Source organism: Paraburkholderia sp. BR10923 (genome assembly GCF_040948765.1).
GTDB lineage: Bacteria > Pseudomonadota > Gammaproteobacteria > Burkholderiales > Burkholderiaceae > Paraburkholderia > Paraburkholderia youngii.
Map to the genome: position 1 here is coordinate 68,342 of NZ_JBFPKO010000015.1, position 13,675 is coordinate 82,016.

Consider the following 13,675-nt stretch of genomic DNA (forward strand, 5'->3'; position numbering starts at 1 on the left):
TGTCTGGTCAATTGGTGAAGGACGGCACCTGGTCGCCGTCGAGCAGCGCCTGCACCGCCGGCAAATTCGCCCGCGCCGTGCGGCCGCGCGCGTCGGCGCGCACCGCGCCGCGCAGGTCGTCGGTTTCATACAGCGCGACGTGGATGCCGACCGGCTCGGCGTTGCGATCGTCTGCCGGGCGCCACAGAAAGCTCAGCGTCTCCACATAGCCGCGTCCCGCGAAATGGCGCGTTTCCGACACGTCGTACTGGATGTTCGCGTTCAGCATATAGATCGCGACTTCCTTCGGGTTGTCGCAAAACACCTGCAGATGGACGTCCGAATGCTCGCCGGCCGTGCCGCCGAGCACCGCGCCCGTCAGATACGGATTGAACGGCGCGAGCCGCTCCATCCATTCGACCGCGATCACACGCAGCCGCCGCAAAAGCGCCGGCTGGCTGTCGCCCTGGAACAGCGACTGATATTCGCGGATTTCTTCTTCGATCTGGTCGTTGTCCGGCAGCCATTCGCCGGCGACACGGGTCTCGCCGACGACCTGCCGGGCCGCCTTGCGCTTCGCGCTGGCGTAGTCCAGACCGTCTTCGGCAATCAGGCGCGCAGCCGCGATCGCGATTTCCTCGCGCACGCGTTGCGGATCGAAATGTGATTTGCGGACCATCCCTGCATCATACTAGATCGGGCCTGGCGACGCGGTCGGGTGACGCGCTCGGGCGGCCCGGACGGGGCGGCGCCGGGCGTGGCCCGCAGGGGCGGCGCGCGCCGTGTCGGTTACAATAGGCGTCCTTTGCAGACGGTCGTTCCGGCCGTCCTGCGGCCTCCCATCCCTCGCAAAAAACGCCCCCACGGCACGACAGGCTTATGCATATCCACATCCTCGGCATCTGCGGCACCTTCATGGGCGGACTCGCGGTGCTCGCGCGCAATGCGGGCCACACGGTGACCGGCTGCGACGCCGGCGTCTATCCGCCGATGAGCACGCAGCTCGAGGCGCAAGGCATCCGCCTGATCGAGGGTTACGACGCGGAACAGCTGAACGGCCTGAACGCGGATCTATTCGTGATCGGCAACGTGGTCACGCGCGGCAACCCGCTAATGGAAGCGATTCTGGACCGCGGCCTGCCGTACGTGTCCGGTCCGCAGTGGCTCGGCGAGCACGTGCTGAACGGCAAATGGGTGCTGGCCGTGGCCGGCACGCACGGCAAGACCACCACGAGCTCGATGCTGACCTGGCTGCTCGAAGACGCAGGCCTGAATCCGGGCTTTCTGATCGGCGGTGTGCCGCTGAATTTCGGCGTGTCGGCGCGGCTCACCGATTCGAGCTTCTTCGTGATCGAAGCCGACGAATACGACACCGCATTCTTCGATAAACGTTCGAAGTTCGTCCATTACCGCCCGAAAACGGCGGTGCTGAACAACCTCGAATTCGATCACGCCGACATCTTCCCCGATCTCGCCGCGATCGAAACCCAGTTCCATCATCTGATCCGCACGGTGCCGCGCCTCGGCCGGGTCGTCACGAACGGCCGCGAGGACGCGCTCGAGCGCGTGCTGACGCGCGGCTGCTGGAGCGAGGTCGAGCGCTTTGGCGTCCAGGGTGGCTGGGAGATCCAGCCGGCGGAGCAGGGCGTGCCCGTTGACGAACGGTTTGCCGTCTATCACAACGGCGAGCGCGTCGGCGTGGTCGACTGGCAGGTGCAGGGCGAACATAACCGCATGAACGCGCTCGCCGCGATTGCCGCCGCCCGCCACGTCGGCGTGCCGCCCGCGCAGGCCGCGAAATCGCTGTCGAGCTTCCGCAACGTGAAGCGCCGCATGGAAGTGCGGGGCAGCGTCGACGGCGTGACCGTATACGACGACTTCGCGCATCACCCCACCGCGATCGAGACGACGGTGGCCGGGCTGCGTGCGCGCGTCGGTCGCGACAACACGCGAATTCTCGCGGTGCTCGAACCGCGCTCGAACACGATGAAGCTCGGCGTGATGAAAGCGCAACTGCCGGCAAGCCTCGCCGACGCCGACCTCGTGTTCGGCTACGGTGCGCCGAGCGGGCGCGACGCGCTCGGCTGGAACCTCGGCGAAGCGCTCGCGCCGCTCGACGGCAAGGCCCAGGCGTTCGACAACCTCGACGCGCTCGTGAAAGCGGTGGTCCACGCGGCGCGCCCCGGCGATCAGATTCTGGTGATGAGCAATGGCGGCTTCGGCGGCGTGCATCAGAAGCTGCTCGACGGTCTTTCGACGCGAGGCGCGTCGTGATTCTCTATCTGCACGGTTTCCGTTCGTCGCCGAATTCGTTCAAGGCGCGTCTGCTCGCGGCGCGTCTTGCCGAACTGGGCCGCGCCGACGAGTGGTGCTGCCCGATGCTGCCGGTGTCGCCGTTCGAAACCGTGGTGCTCGCCGAATCGCTGGTCGCCGACGCACGCGCGAAGGGCGATGCACGACAAGTGACCGTGATCGGCAGTTCGCTGGGCGGCTACTTCGCCACGCACCTGGCCGAGAAGCACGGCTGGCCGGCCGTGCTGCTGAACCCGGCGGTCGTGCCGCAGCGCGACCTGAGCGCGTATCTCGGCGAGCAGCCGTTGTGGCATGGCGGCGGCAGCATCGTCGTCGAGCCGCATCATCTGGACGAATTGCGCGCGCTCGGCGTCGCGTCGATCACGCGGCCCGAACGCTATTATTTGATGGCAGCCACCGGCGACGAAGTGCTCGACTACCGCGAAATGCTCGCGCACTATCCGGGCGCGCGCACCACGCTGATCGAGGGCAGTGACCATGCGATCAGCGAGTTCGCGCAGTACCTCGACGACGTGCTGGCCTTCTGCGACGGCGAAGACGTCGAGCCGCCGGCGCCGCGCGCGGCGGCCTGACGGCGCGCCAGGGCGGCGGCACCGATGCCTGCAAGGACATCAGCCGTAAAGACACACCGACCGCAACCGCTGGTCGCAAGATTCAACCCGCTGGCACGCGCAGTGCGCGCCGCGGATTCACTATCACGAACAGGTTGCCGTGCCGCGCATGCAGTGATCGATCGCCACAGGGCGTCGGGCGCGCCGGCAGATGCAAGTCAGAACGAGAGTATTGAGTGAACGTTTTCTTCGAGGAATCGGGCAGTTTCAAGGCCGGCAGCGTGCTGTCGCGTCAGGGTGACGCGTTTCAGGTCGAGTTGCCGGGCGGCCGGCGCGCGAAGGTGCGCGCGAAAGATGTGCTGATCGAGTTCGAGAAACCCACTGCGGCCGAACTGATGCAGCAGGCCGACACGTTGGCGCAGGAGATCGATCTGGACTTCCTGTGGGAATGCGCGCCGGACGATGAATTCCCGTTCGCGACGCTGGGCGCCGAGTACTTCGGCGCGAGCTTCGGCGCGGTCGAGCGCGCGGCGCTGGTGCTGCGCATGCACGGCTCGCCGGTGTACTTCCGGCGCAAGGGCCGCGGCATGTACCAGCGCGCGCCGCAAGAGCAGCTGAAGATGGCGCTCGCGGGTCTCGAGCGCAAGCGCCAGCAGGCGCTCGTGCAGGCGCAGTACGAAGAAGAGCTGAAGGCAGGCCGTCTACCGGAAGCGTTCGCGGGCGGCAAGGGCCTCGCGCTCCTGACGAAGCCCGACAAGAACACGATCGAGTACAAGGCGCTCGAAAACGCCGCGGCCGCGCGCGGCATCTCGCAGGCGCGGCTGATGCTCGAATGCGGCGCGATCGCGTCGCCGCGCGCGCTGCACGAAGCGAAATTCCTGTCCGAGTACTTCCCGCATGGCACCGGCTTCCCGTCCGTTGCGGCCGCGAACGTGCCCGACGATCTGCCGCAGGCCGACGTCGAAGCGTTCTCGATCGACGACATCACCACGACGGAAATCGACGACGCATTTTCGGTCGAGCATCTGGCCGACGGCCGTGTGCGGATCGGCGTGCACATCGCCGCGCCGGCGCTCGGCATCCAGCGCGGCGACGACGTCGATGCGATCGCGCGTGCGCGTTTGTCGACGGTCTACATGCCCGGCGACAAGATCACGATGCTGCCCGACAGCGTCGTCGACACCTTCACGCTCGGCGAGGGCGACTATCGGCCAGCGCTATCGCTGTACGTGATCGTCAATCGCGAGACGCAGGAGATCGTCGCGAGCGAAACGCGCGCCGAGCGCGTGTTCGTCAAGAGCAACCTGCGCCACAACACGCTCGACGAAGTCGTCACCGAGGAGGCGCTCGCCGAGGGCACCGGCGAGTATCCGCACAAGGACGATATCGCCGTGCTGTGGCCGTTCGCGCAGGCGCTGTTCGAAAAGCGCCAGACCGCGCGCGCCGGCTACGGCCTGCGTCGCGAAGTGCAGCGCAATACCGATTTCAATTTCTACGTCGACGGCGAGCACATCACGATTACGCCGCGCCGGCGCGGCTCGCCGCTCGACACGATCGTCGCCGAGCTGGCGATTCTCGCGAACTCGTCGTGGGGCGCGTTCCTGCACGATCACGGCGTGCCGGGCATCTATCGCACGCAGCGCGCGTTCGGCGCGCCAAGCGGCCCGAAGCGCACGCGCATGCAGACCAACGCCGCGCCGCACGAAGGGCTCGGCGTCTCGCAATACGCGTGGAGCACGTCGCCGCTGCGCCGCTACGTCGACCTCGTGAACCAGTGGCAGCTGATCGCCTGCGTGCAGCATGGCGTGACTGCCAAGCTCGCCGCGCCGTTCAAGCCGAAGGACGCCGATCTGTTCGCGGTCGTGCAGGGCTTCGACGACACCTATACCGCATATGCCGACTACCAGCGCCGCATGGAGTACTTCTGGTGTCTGCGCTGGCTCACGCAGGAAAACCGCAAGCAGGTAGTCGCATCGGTTGTGAAGGGCGATCTCGTGCGTCTAGAGGAAATTCCGCTGCTGCTGCACGTGCCGGGTCTCGGCGTGCATGCGCGCGGCACGCGTTTGCAGCTGGAAGTGATGTCGATCGACGAACTGACGATCGAAGCGTCTGTGCGTCTGTTGCACGTGCTCGATGCGCCGACCGTGACGAGCGGCGCCGAAGCCGAAGAAGGCGAGGACGAGGGCGACGAAGAGTTGCTCGACGCAGCGGACGACAGCGCCGAAAGCGAAGCGGAGGCGCAAGCGGAAGCCGACGGCGGTAATCCGAACGACAACCCCGGCGCCGACGAATCCGCGGCAAGCGGCAACGGCAGCGGCAACGGCAACGACGCATCGAACACCGCCGACAACGACCAACACATCACGGAGCCGGGACGATGAACGGCAACCCAACGCGCGATCGCTACGCGGTCATCGGCAACCCGGTCGGGCATAGCAAGTCGCCGTTCATCCACGGCCGCTTCGCCGCGCAAACCGGCGAGCCGATCGAGTACGGTCATCTGCTCGCGCCGGTCGACGCGTTCGTGCCGCACGTGCGCGCGTTCATCGAAGCGGGCGGGCGCGGCCTGAACGTGACGGTGCCGTTCAAGCTCGACGCGCATGCGTTCGCGAACACGCTGTCGCCGCGCGCGGCGGCGGCCGGCGCGGTAAACACGCTGAGGGTCGACGCCGACGGCATCTACGGCGACAACACGGATGGCTTCGGCCTCGTGCGCGACATCGAGGTGAATCTCGGGGTGTCGCTGAAAGGCGCGCGCATCCTGCTGCTCGGCGCGGGCGGGGCCGCGCGCGGTGTCGTGCTGCCGATGCTCGACCGCGCGCCGCATACGCTGACGATCGTCAACCGCACGGCGCAGAAGGCCGAGGCGCTGGTCGATCAGTTCGCGCAGGCAGCCGGCGACGCGCGCTGCCGGCTGAGCGGCGGCAGCGCCCGCGCGATCGAAGCGGGCCAGTACGACGTGATCGTCAACGCGACCGCGGGCAGCCTCGATGCGTCGCTGCCCGAGTGCGACGACCGCGCGTTCGGCAACGGCACGCTCGCTTACGACATGATGTACAGCGCGCATCCAACTGTCTTCATGCAGCACGCGGCGAAGCTCGGCGCGCGCGGCGCCGACGGTCTCGGCATGCTGGTCGAGCAGGCGGCCGAATCGTTCTATGTGTGGCGCGGTGTGCGCCCCGATGGCGCGCCGGTGCTCGCCGAATTGCGGGCGCTGCTGACGGCGCCGTCGCCCGCATAACGTCAGCGCGCGGACAGCACGCACCATGACAGCGACGCGGCGCGCCAGCGGTTCGCGCGGCCAGGCCGGCCCGCTGCGCTGGCTCGCCTGGCTGATCGCGGTCGTGGCCATCGCCTGGCTCGCGACGCAGGCGTACTACTTCGCGCAGATCGCGATCTGGAACGTCGTCAATCCGCGCTCGACCGCGTTCATGCGCTCGGACGCGTGGCGTCTGTCGCAGGACCGGCCGGATCTGTCGGTGCAGCGCACGTGGGTGCCGTACGAGCAGATTTCCCGCAACCTGAAGCGCGCGATCATCGCGTCCGAGGACGCGAACTTCGTCAACAACAAGGGCTACGAAACCGACGCGATGTTGCAGGCATGGGAGCGCAACAAGGCGCAAGGCCGGATCGTGCGCGGCGGCTCGACGATCTCGCAGCAACTCGCGCGCAATCTGTTCCTGTCGCGCGAGAAAAGCTATATCCGCAAGGGCCAGGAGCTGATCATCACGTGGATGCTCGAAACGCTGATGGACAAGCAGCGCATCTTCGAGATCTATCTGAACTCGGTCGAATGGGGCAACGGCGTGTACGGCGCCGAGGCGGCCGCGCAGTACTATTTCAAGACCTCGGCGAGCAAACTCACGGCCGCGCAGTCCGCGCGGCTCGCGGTGATGCTGCCGCGCCCCAAATATTTCGATGAACACAGGAATTCGGCGTATCTCGCACAACGCGCGCGAGTCATCGCGCGGCGGATGGGCGCGGCCGAATTGCCGGATTGAAAAGCGCCGTCGATCTCCCTGGTTTTCGGTTCCGAAGCCCGCCTCGCGCGGGTTTTTTTGTGTCTTTTCGCAGGGCATGGCGTCCCGCTAAACAGTTGATCGCCCACTAAAATCTCAGTATCTGGACTCAACATTCACATATTGGTGATTCTCAAAAGTCGCCCTACAATCCAAGCCAACATGCATCGCAAGTAGACGCTCCAGCGCGCCGAAACAGCGAACTGCGACAGAAAAACCGGAGACGAGGCCAACATGTCTGGCAGCCAACCACAGCAGCCGCGCGAGCGCGGCGCCGCACGCATTCCCGCCCTGTGCTCCGGCCCCGCGCGCTAAGCGCAGAAACCATCGGAAAGCGAATCGCCATGAACAAAGCGATGCCTACTCACGGGGCTAGCCCGGCCGAGGCGGCGCCGGGGTCGAACGGCGGGCCGGACAGTGCCGCGAATCCCGCGCCGCGCGAGGCTTCAGCCGTCACCGCCAATGTCGCCGCCAGTGCGTCCGCTACCGCGAGGGCGTCGCGCCCGGTGCAGCGCGCGGCAACCGTCGACGGACTCGGGCTGCCGGTCACATTGCTGGAAATCACGCCGCAGCAGGCCGGCACACAGACACTGTTGCGCGGCCTCGCGATTCTCGAGGCGGCGGCGGCCGGCGTGCGCGATCTGCGCAGCTTCGGCGCCGCGCTCGGCACCACCCGCAGCACCACGCATCGACTCGTTAGCAGCCTCGTGCAGGCGCGCTATCTGCGTCAGGTGCAGGGCGGCTATCTGCTCGGGCCGAAGCTGATCGAGCTCGGCACGATCGCGCTCGAACAGATGCCGCTGACGGCCGTCGCGCGTCCGCATCTGCAGTCGCTGGCCGAGCAGACGCTCGACACGATCCACCTCGGCGTGCGCGATGGCGACGACGTGCTGTACATCGACAAGATCCCTGGCACGCGCGGCCTCGAAATGCGCTCGCGCGTCGGCCATCGGATGCCGCTCGCGTCGACCGGCATCGGCAAGGCGATGATGCTCGACCTCGCGCCGGACGCATGGCAGTCGCTGTTCGACGCGTCGCGCCGCGCGCTCGCGGGGGTCAGCTTCAAGCCCGACAACCGCCCCGACGCGCCGACCTTCCTGCAGCGCATGACGAACTACGCGGCCGGCGGCTACACGTTCGATCTCGAAGAGAACGAAGCGTCGATCCGTTGCGTCGCGGCGCCAGTGCGCGATGCGTCGGGCGCGATCGTCGCGGCGTTGTCGGTGGCGAGCACGATTCCGTATATGCCGCTCGAACGGATGGACGAACTGATTCCGGTCGTGCAGCGCGAGGCGCGCGCGATTTCGGAAGAACTTGGTTGGCGCGCACCGCAACCGGCCACGCGCAGGATCAAGCGATGAAACAAGCGGGCACCGCCACGCTGGCGAACCACCAGGCGCCCGCCGCGCCCACCTCGGGCGGGGAGCCGGACGCGACCGATGGCACAGATACCGCCGCCGTCGATTTCACGCATGCCGCGCTGATCGCGCTCGACTGGGGCACGACGTCGCTGCGCGCCTATCTGTTCGACGCGCACGGTCGCGTGCTGGCGACGCGCGCATCGACGGCCGGCATCATGAATCTGCCGCGCAGCGCGGCCGAGAGCGGCTTCGACGCGGCGTTCGACGACGCCTGCGGCGCGTGGCTCGAGCACGCGCGCGGCGTGCCGGTGATCGCGGCGGGGATGGTGGGCAGCGCGCAAGGCTGGCTCGAAGCGCCGTATGTCGAGACGCCCGCCAACGCCGATGCGCTGGTGGCCGGCATCGTCCGCGTGCCGACCGCGCGCGGCGCGACGCTGCACATCGTGCCGGGCGTGCTGCAACGCGGCGAGTTGCCGAACGTGATGCGCGGTGAGGAGACACAGATTTTCGGCGCGCTCAGCGCGGACGCGAACGGCGCGCAAGACGCGAGCGCGGTCGACAGTACCGCCCGTTCACTGATCGGCCTGCCTGGCACGCACGCGAAATGGGCGGTCGTGCAAGCGGAGCGCATCGAGCGTTTTCATACCTTCATGACCGGCGAGGTATTCGCCGCGCTGCGCGAGCACACCATTCTCGGCCGCACGATGGTCACGCCCGATCGGCCGGATACCGGAGCATTTTTGCGCGGCGTGAACATCGCGCGCGAGAAAGGTCAGGCGGGCGTGCTCGCGACCGTGTTCAGCACGCGCACGCTCGGCTTGACCGGCGCGCTGTCGAGCGAGGCACAGCCCGACTATCTGTCGGGCCTGCTGATCGGACACGAACTCGCCGGCCTCGAAGCGGTACTCGCGCAGCAAGGCAGCTCGCTCGCTCAGCAGAGTCTGCGGCTGATCGGCAACGACGCGCTGTGCGAGCGCTACCGCCTCGCGCTCGCGCAATTCGGCTGTCTGCGCGCGGAGCCGGTCAGGCACGCGACCGAACGCGGCCTGTGGCGCGTTGCCGTAGCAGCGGGGCTCGTGCAGCCGTCCGCGCAGGCGGCGCGCGCGGGCTGACCGGCGGTAGAGCCCTTTACGACGCTCACGAAACAAGGAACCGACATGCAACCACATATCAATCTGCCCGGACCGTACATGCCGCACGCGGGTCTGATCGCCGCGTTCGAAGTCTGTCCGCTGATCGCGATCATGCGCGGCGTCACGCCCGCCGACGCGGCCGATCACGGTCAAGCGCTGTACGAAGCGGGTTTCCGCATCGTCGAAGTACCGCTCAATTCGCCGCAGCCTTTCGACAGCATCTCCGCGATCCGCAAGGTGCTGCCGGCCGACGCGATCGTCGGCGCGGGCACCGTGCTGCATCCGCTCTACGTCGACGAAGTGAAGTCGGCGGGCGGCGAGCTCGTCGTGATGCCGCACAGCGACCCGGAAGTCGTGATCGCCGCGAAGGCGCGCGGCCTTGCCTGCGCGCCCGGCGTCGCGACGCCGACCGAAGCGTTCATCGCGCTGAAGAACGGCGCCGACGTGCTGAAGATGTTCCCCGCCGAGCAGCTCGGCTGCCAGGTCGTCAAGGCATGGCGCGCGGTGATCGCCGCGCAGGTGCCGCTCGTGCCGGTCGGCGGCATCAACCCGGACAACATGGGCCCGTTCCTGAGCGCCGGCGCCAACGGTTTCGGCCTCGGCTCGGCGCTGTACAAGCCGGGCCAGAGCGCGGCGGTGACCGCGTCGCATGCGAAGGCGTTCATCAACGGTCTGCGGATCGCTCGCGCAGGAGCGAAGAAATGAACCGGCTCGCCGGCAAAGCCGCTCTCGTGACCGGCGCCGGGCGCGGCATCGGCGCGGCGATCGCGCTCGCGTTCGCGCGCGAGGGCGCGGCGGTCGTGCTGGCGGAACTCGATCTCGACACGGCGCAGCGCACGGCCGCGCGGATCGAGGCGGAACTCGGCGCCGGCGCGCGCGTGCTCGCCGTGCAGACCGACGTGACCCAACCCCCGTCGCTGCGGCATGCGGTGAGCGAAGGCGAGCGCGCGTTCGGTGTGCTCGACATCCTCGTCAACAACGCGGGCATCAACGTGTTTTGCGATCCGCTGACGATGACCGACGCCGACTGGCGGCGCTGCTTCGCGGTCGATCTCGACGGCGTGTGGAATGGCTGTCGCGCGGTACTGCCGGGGATGGTCGAACGCGGCGCGGGCAGCATCGTGAACATCGCGTCGACCCACGCGTTCAAGATCATTCCGGGCTGCTTTCCGTACCCGGTCGCGAAGCATGGCGTGATCGGCCTCACGCGCGCGCTCGGCATCGAGTACGCGCCGTGCAACGTGCGCGTGAACGCGATCGCGCCGGGCTACATCGAGACGCAGCTGACGCACGACTGGTGGAACGAGCAGCCCGATCCGGCCGCCGCGCAGCAGGCGACGCTCGATCTGCAACCGATGAAGCGCATCGGCCGCCCGGAGGAGGTGGCGATGACCGCGGTGTTCCTCGCGTCGGACGAGGCGCCGTTCATCAACGCGAGCTGCATCACCGTCGATGGCGGCCGCTCGGCGCTGTATCACGACTGAATTCGCATCGCGAAGAGATGCACAGAACACCGGACGACGCGCTGGCCGCGTGTGTCAGGACCGGTATAAGAAGACGCGGCCGATTACCTTCTCGTTATCAATTAGTCAGGAGACACGCATCATGAAACGTAGAATTTTCCTCACGCTGGCAGCGGCGGCGACGGGTGTGCTCTTCAATGCGCCGGTCGCACAGGCAGCCGATACGGTCAAGATCGGCTTCGTCGTGAAGCAGCCGGAAGAGCCGTGGTTCCAGGACGAATGGAAGTTCGCCGAGATCGCCGCCAAGGACAAGGGCTTCACGCTCGTGAAAATCGGCGCGCCGTCGGGCGAGAAGGTGATGAGCGCAATCGATAACCTCGCCGCGCAGAAGGCGCAGGGCTTCGTGATCTGCACGCCCGACGTCAAGCTCGGGCCGGGTATCGTCGCGAAGGCGAAGGCCGACGGCCTGAAGATGATGACGGTCGACGACCGCCTCGTCGACGGCGCGGGCAAGCCGATCGAAGCGGTGCCGCATATGGGCATCTCGGCGTATAACATCGGCAAGCAGGTCGGCGACGGCATCGCGGCTGAAATCAAGAAGCGCGGCTGGGACATGAAGGACGTCGGCGCGATCGACGTGACCTATGAGCAGCTGCCGACCGCGCATGACCGCACCACCGGCGCGACCGACGCCCTCGTCGCCGCGGGCTTCCCGAAAGCGAACATCGTCACCGCGCCGCAAGCGAAGACCGACACCGAAAACGCTTTCAACGCCGCCAACATCGCGTTGACGAAGAACCCGCAGTTCAAGCACTGGGTCGCTTACGCGCTGAACGACGAAGGCGTGCTCGGCGCGGTGCGCGCGGCGGAAGGCCGTGGCTTCAAGGCCGACAACATGATCGGTATCGGCATCGGCGGCTCGGACTCCGCGCTGAACGAGTTCAAGAAGCCGCAGCCGACGGGTTTCTTCGGCACCGTGATCATCAGCCCGAAGCGCCACGGCGAGGAAACCTCGGAACTGATGTACTCGTGGATCACCCAGGGCAAGGAGCCGCCGCTGCTGACGCTCACGACCGGCATGCTGGCGACGCGCGACAACGTCGGCGAAGTGCGCGAGAAGATGGGCCTCGCGTCGAAGTAATCGCGGGTCTTGCGGTGACATGAAGTACACCGCCGGCGCGCCGCTTTCTCTGCCAGTTGCGGAGGGCGGCGCGCGTACGGTCTACATGAGGGATGAGGAGGCGAAGTGTCAGCGACGCTACGTTTTGACAATATCGGCAAGGTTTTTCCAGGCGTGCGTGCGCTCGACGGTGTGTCCTTCGACGTCAACGTCGGCCAGGTGCACGGCCTGATGGGCGAAAACGGCGCGGGAAAATCGACGCTGCTGAAAATTCTCGGCGGCGAGTATCAGCCCGATTCGGGCCGCATGATGATCGACGGCAACGAGGTGCGCTTTCCGAGCGCGGCCGCCTCGATCGGTGCCGGCATCGCGGTGATTCACCAGGAACTTCAGTACGTGCCCGACCTCACGGTCGCGGAGAACCTGCTGCTCGGCCAGCTGCCCAATTCTCTCGGCTGGGTCAACAAGCGCGAGGCGAAGCGCTTCGTGCGCGAGCGGCTCGAAGCGATGGGCGTCGCGCTCGATCCGAACGCGAAACTGCGCAAGCTGTCGATCGCGCAGCGGCAGATGGTCGAAATCTGCAAGGCGCTGATGCGCAACGCGCGTGTGATCGCGCTCGACGAGCCGACCAGCTCGCTGTCGCATCGCGAGACCGAGGTGCTGTTCAAGCTGGTGCGCGATCTGCGCGCCGACAATCGCGCGATGATCTACATCTCGCATCGGATGGACGAGATCTACGAGCTGTGCGACGCGTGCACGATCTTCCGCGACGGCCGCAAGGTCGCGTCGCATCCGACGCTCGAAGGCGTGTCGCGCGACACGATCGTCAGTGAGATGGTCGGGCGCGAAATTTCGGACATCTATAGCTATACGGCGCGGCCGCTCGGCGAAGTGCGTTTCGCGGCGAAGGCGATCGAAGGTCATCCGCTCGCGCAGCCGGCCAGCTTCGAGGTGCGGCGCGGCGAGATCGTCGGCTTCTTCGGACTCGTCGGCGCGGGCCGCAGCGAGCTGATGCATCTGGTGTACGGCGCCGAGCATCGCAAGGGCGGCGAACTCGTGCTCGACGGCAAGCCGATCAAGGTGCGCAGCGCGGGCGAGGCGATCAAACACGGCATCGTGCTGTGCCCCGAGGATCGCAAGGAAGAGGGCATCGTCGCGATGGCGAGCGTCGCGGAGAACATCAACATCAGCTGCCGCCGTCACTATCTGCGCGCGGGCGTGTTTCTCGATCGCAAGAAAGAGGCGCAGACGGCGGACCGTTTCATCAAGCTGCTGAAGATCAAGACGCCGCATCGCCGGCAGAAGATCCGCTTCCTGTCGGGCGGTAATCAGCAGAAGGCGATTCTGTCGCGCTGGCTCGCCGAGCCTGATCTGAAAGTCGTGATTCTCGACGAACCGACGCGCGGCATCGACGTCGGCGCGAAGCACGAGATCTATAACGTGATCTATCAGCTCGCCGAGCGCGGCTGCGCGATCGTGATGATTTCGTCGGAATTGCCGGAAGTGCTCGGCGTGTCCGACCGGATCGTCGTGATGCGCCAGGGCCGCATTTCCGGGGAGCTCGCGCGCAAGGACGCGACCGAGCAGTCGGTGCTGAGCCTCGCGCTGCCGCAAAGCTCGACCGCGCTGCCTGATGCCGCAAACCCGAACGCAGACGCGAACGCGGCCAACCAGAGCGGCTCGCGCGCGGCCTGAACCTTATCCGGACGAGAGTCCGCAACCCGTGGGGACGGGGA

General features: G+C 66.9%; 12 protein-coding genes. 11 read left to right on the top strand and 1 reads right to left on the bottom strand.

Going from position 1 to position 13,675, the window contains the following annotated elements; genetic code table 11:
* Window positions 1-7: 7 nt before the first annotated feature.
* A complete protein-coding gene (locus AB3X94_RS25285; RefSeq protein ID WP_176105021.1) occupies window positions 8-658 on the bottom strand; it encodes a UDP-N-acetylmuramate--alanine ligase in 651 nt (216 codons plus the stop codon).
* 200 nt (window positions 659-858) lie between these two features.
* On the opposite strand from AB3X94_RS25285, the gene mpl reads away from it, so the two are divergent.
* The 11 genes from mpl to araG all read left to right on the top strand — a co-directional run bounded on the left by mpl (window position 859) and on the right by araG (window position 13,634).
* Window positions 859-2,253 (top strand): UDP-N-acetylmuramate:L-alanyl-gamma-D-glutamyl-meso-diaminopimelate ligase, encoded by a 1,395-nt coding sequence (gene mpl / locus AB3X94_RS25290; RefSeq protein ID WP_176105023.1) that lies wholly within the window; start codon window positions 859-861, stop codon window positions 2,251-2,253.
* Entirely contained in the window at window positions 2,250-2,864 is a 615-nt protein-coding gene (locus AB3X94_RS25295) for a YqiA/YcfP family alpha/beta fold hydrolase (protein WP_176105024.1), read from the top strand. The genes mpl and AB3X94_RS25295 overlap by 4 nt, the downstream gene beginning before the upstream one ends.
* A gap of 215 nt (window positions 2,865-3,079) precedes the next feature.
* Window positions 3,080-5,224: a ribonuclease catalytic domain-containing protein gene (locus AB3X94_RS25300; protein WP_368613051.1), complete on the top strand. Its 2,145-nt coding sequence runs from the start codon at window positions 3,080-3,082 to the stop codon at window positions 5,222-5,224.
* A complete protein-coding gene (gene aroE / locus AB3X94_RS25305) occupies window positions 5,221-6,084 on the top strand; it encodes a shikimate dehydrogenase (RefSeq protein WP_176105028.1) in 864 nt (287 codons plus the stop codon). Before AB3X94_RS25300 ends, aroE begins: the two co-directional genes overlap by 4 nt.
* Window positions 6,085-6,109: 25 nt before the next feature.
* The gene (mtgA, locus tag AB3X94_RS25310; protein ID WP_176105029.1) at window positions 6,110-6,844 is read left to right on the top strand and encodes a monofunctional biosynthetic peptidoglycan transglycosylase; all 735 of its coding nucleotides are present in this window, start codon (window positions 6,110-6,112) and stop codon (window positions 6,842-6,844) included.
* Between the two features lie 362 nt (window positions 6,845-7,206).
* Window positions 7,207-8,223, top strand: coding sequence for an IclR family transcriptional regulator (locus AB3X94_RS25315; RefSeq protein WP_176105030.1), 1,017 nt, complete (start codon window positions 7,207-7,209; stop codon window positions 8,221-8,223).
* Complete coding sequence (locus AB3X94_RS25320) at window positions 8,220-9,335, top strand: 2-dehydro-3-deoxygalactonokinase (protein WP_368613052.1); 1,116 nt, start codon at window positions 8,220-8,222, stop codon at window positions 9,333-9,335. Before AB3X94_RS25315 ends, AB3X94_RS25320 begins: the two co-directional genes overlap by 4 nt.
* A gap of 45 nt (window positions 9,336-9,380) precedes the next feature.
* The gene (locus AB3X94_RS25325) at window positions 9,381-10,061 is read left to right on the top strand and encodes a 2-dehydro-3-deoxy-6-phosphogalactonate aldolase (protein ID WP_176105033.1); all 681 of its coding nucleotides are present in this window, start codon (window positions 9,381-9,383) and stop codon (window positions 10,059-10,061) included.
* On the top strand, window positions 10,058-10,840 hold the full coding sequence (locus tag AB3X94_RS25330; RefSeq protein WP_176105034.1) for an SDR family oxidoreductase: 783 nt from the start codon (window positions 10,058-10,060) through the stop codon (window positions 10,838-10,840). Before AB3X94_RS25325 ends, AB3X94_RS25330 begins: the two co-directional genes overlap by 4 nt.
* Window positions 10,841-10,961: 121 nt before the next feature.
* On the top strand, window positions 10,962-11,960 hold the full coding sequence (locus AB3X94_RS25335) for an arabinose ABC transporter substrate-binding protein (RefSeq protein WP_176105035.1): 999 nt from the start codon (window positions 10,962-10,964) through the stop codon (window positions 11,958-11,960).
* Window positions 11,961-12,065: 105 nt separating this feature from the next.
* Entirely contained in the window at window positions 12,066-13,634 is a 1,569-nt protein-coding gene (araG, locus tag AB3X94_RS25340; RefSeq protein ID WP_368613053.1) for an L-arabinose ABC transporter ATP-binding protein AraG, read from the top strand.
* Window positions 13,635-13,675 lie beyond the last annotated feature (41 nt).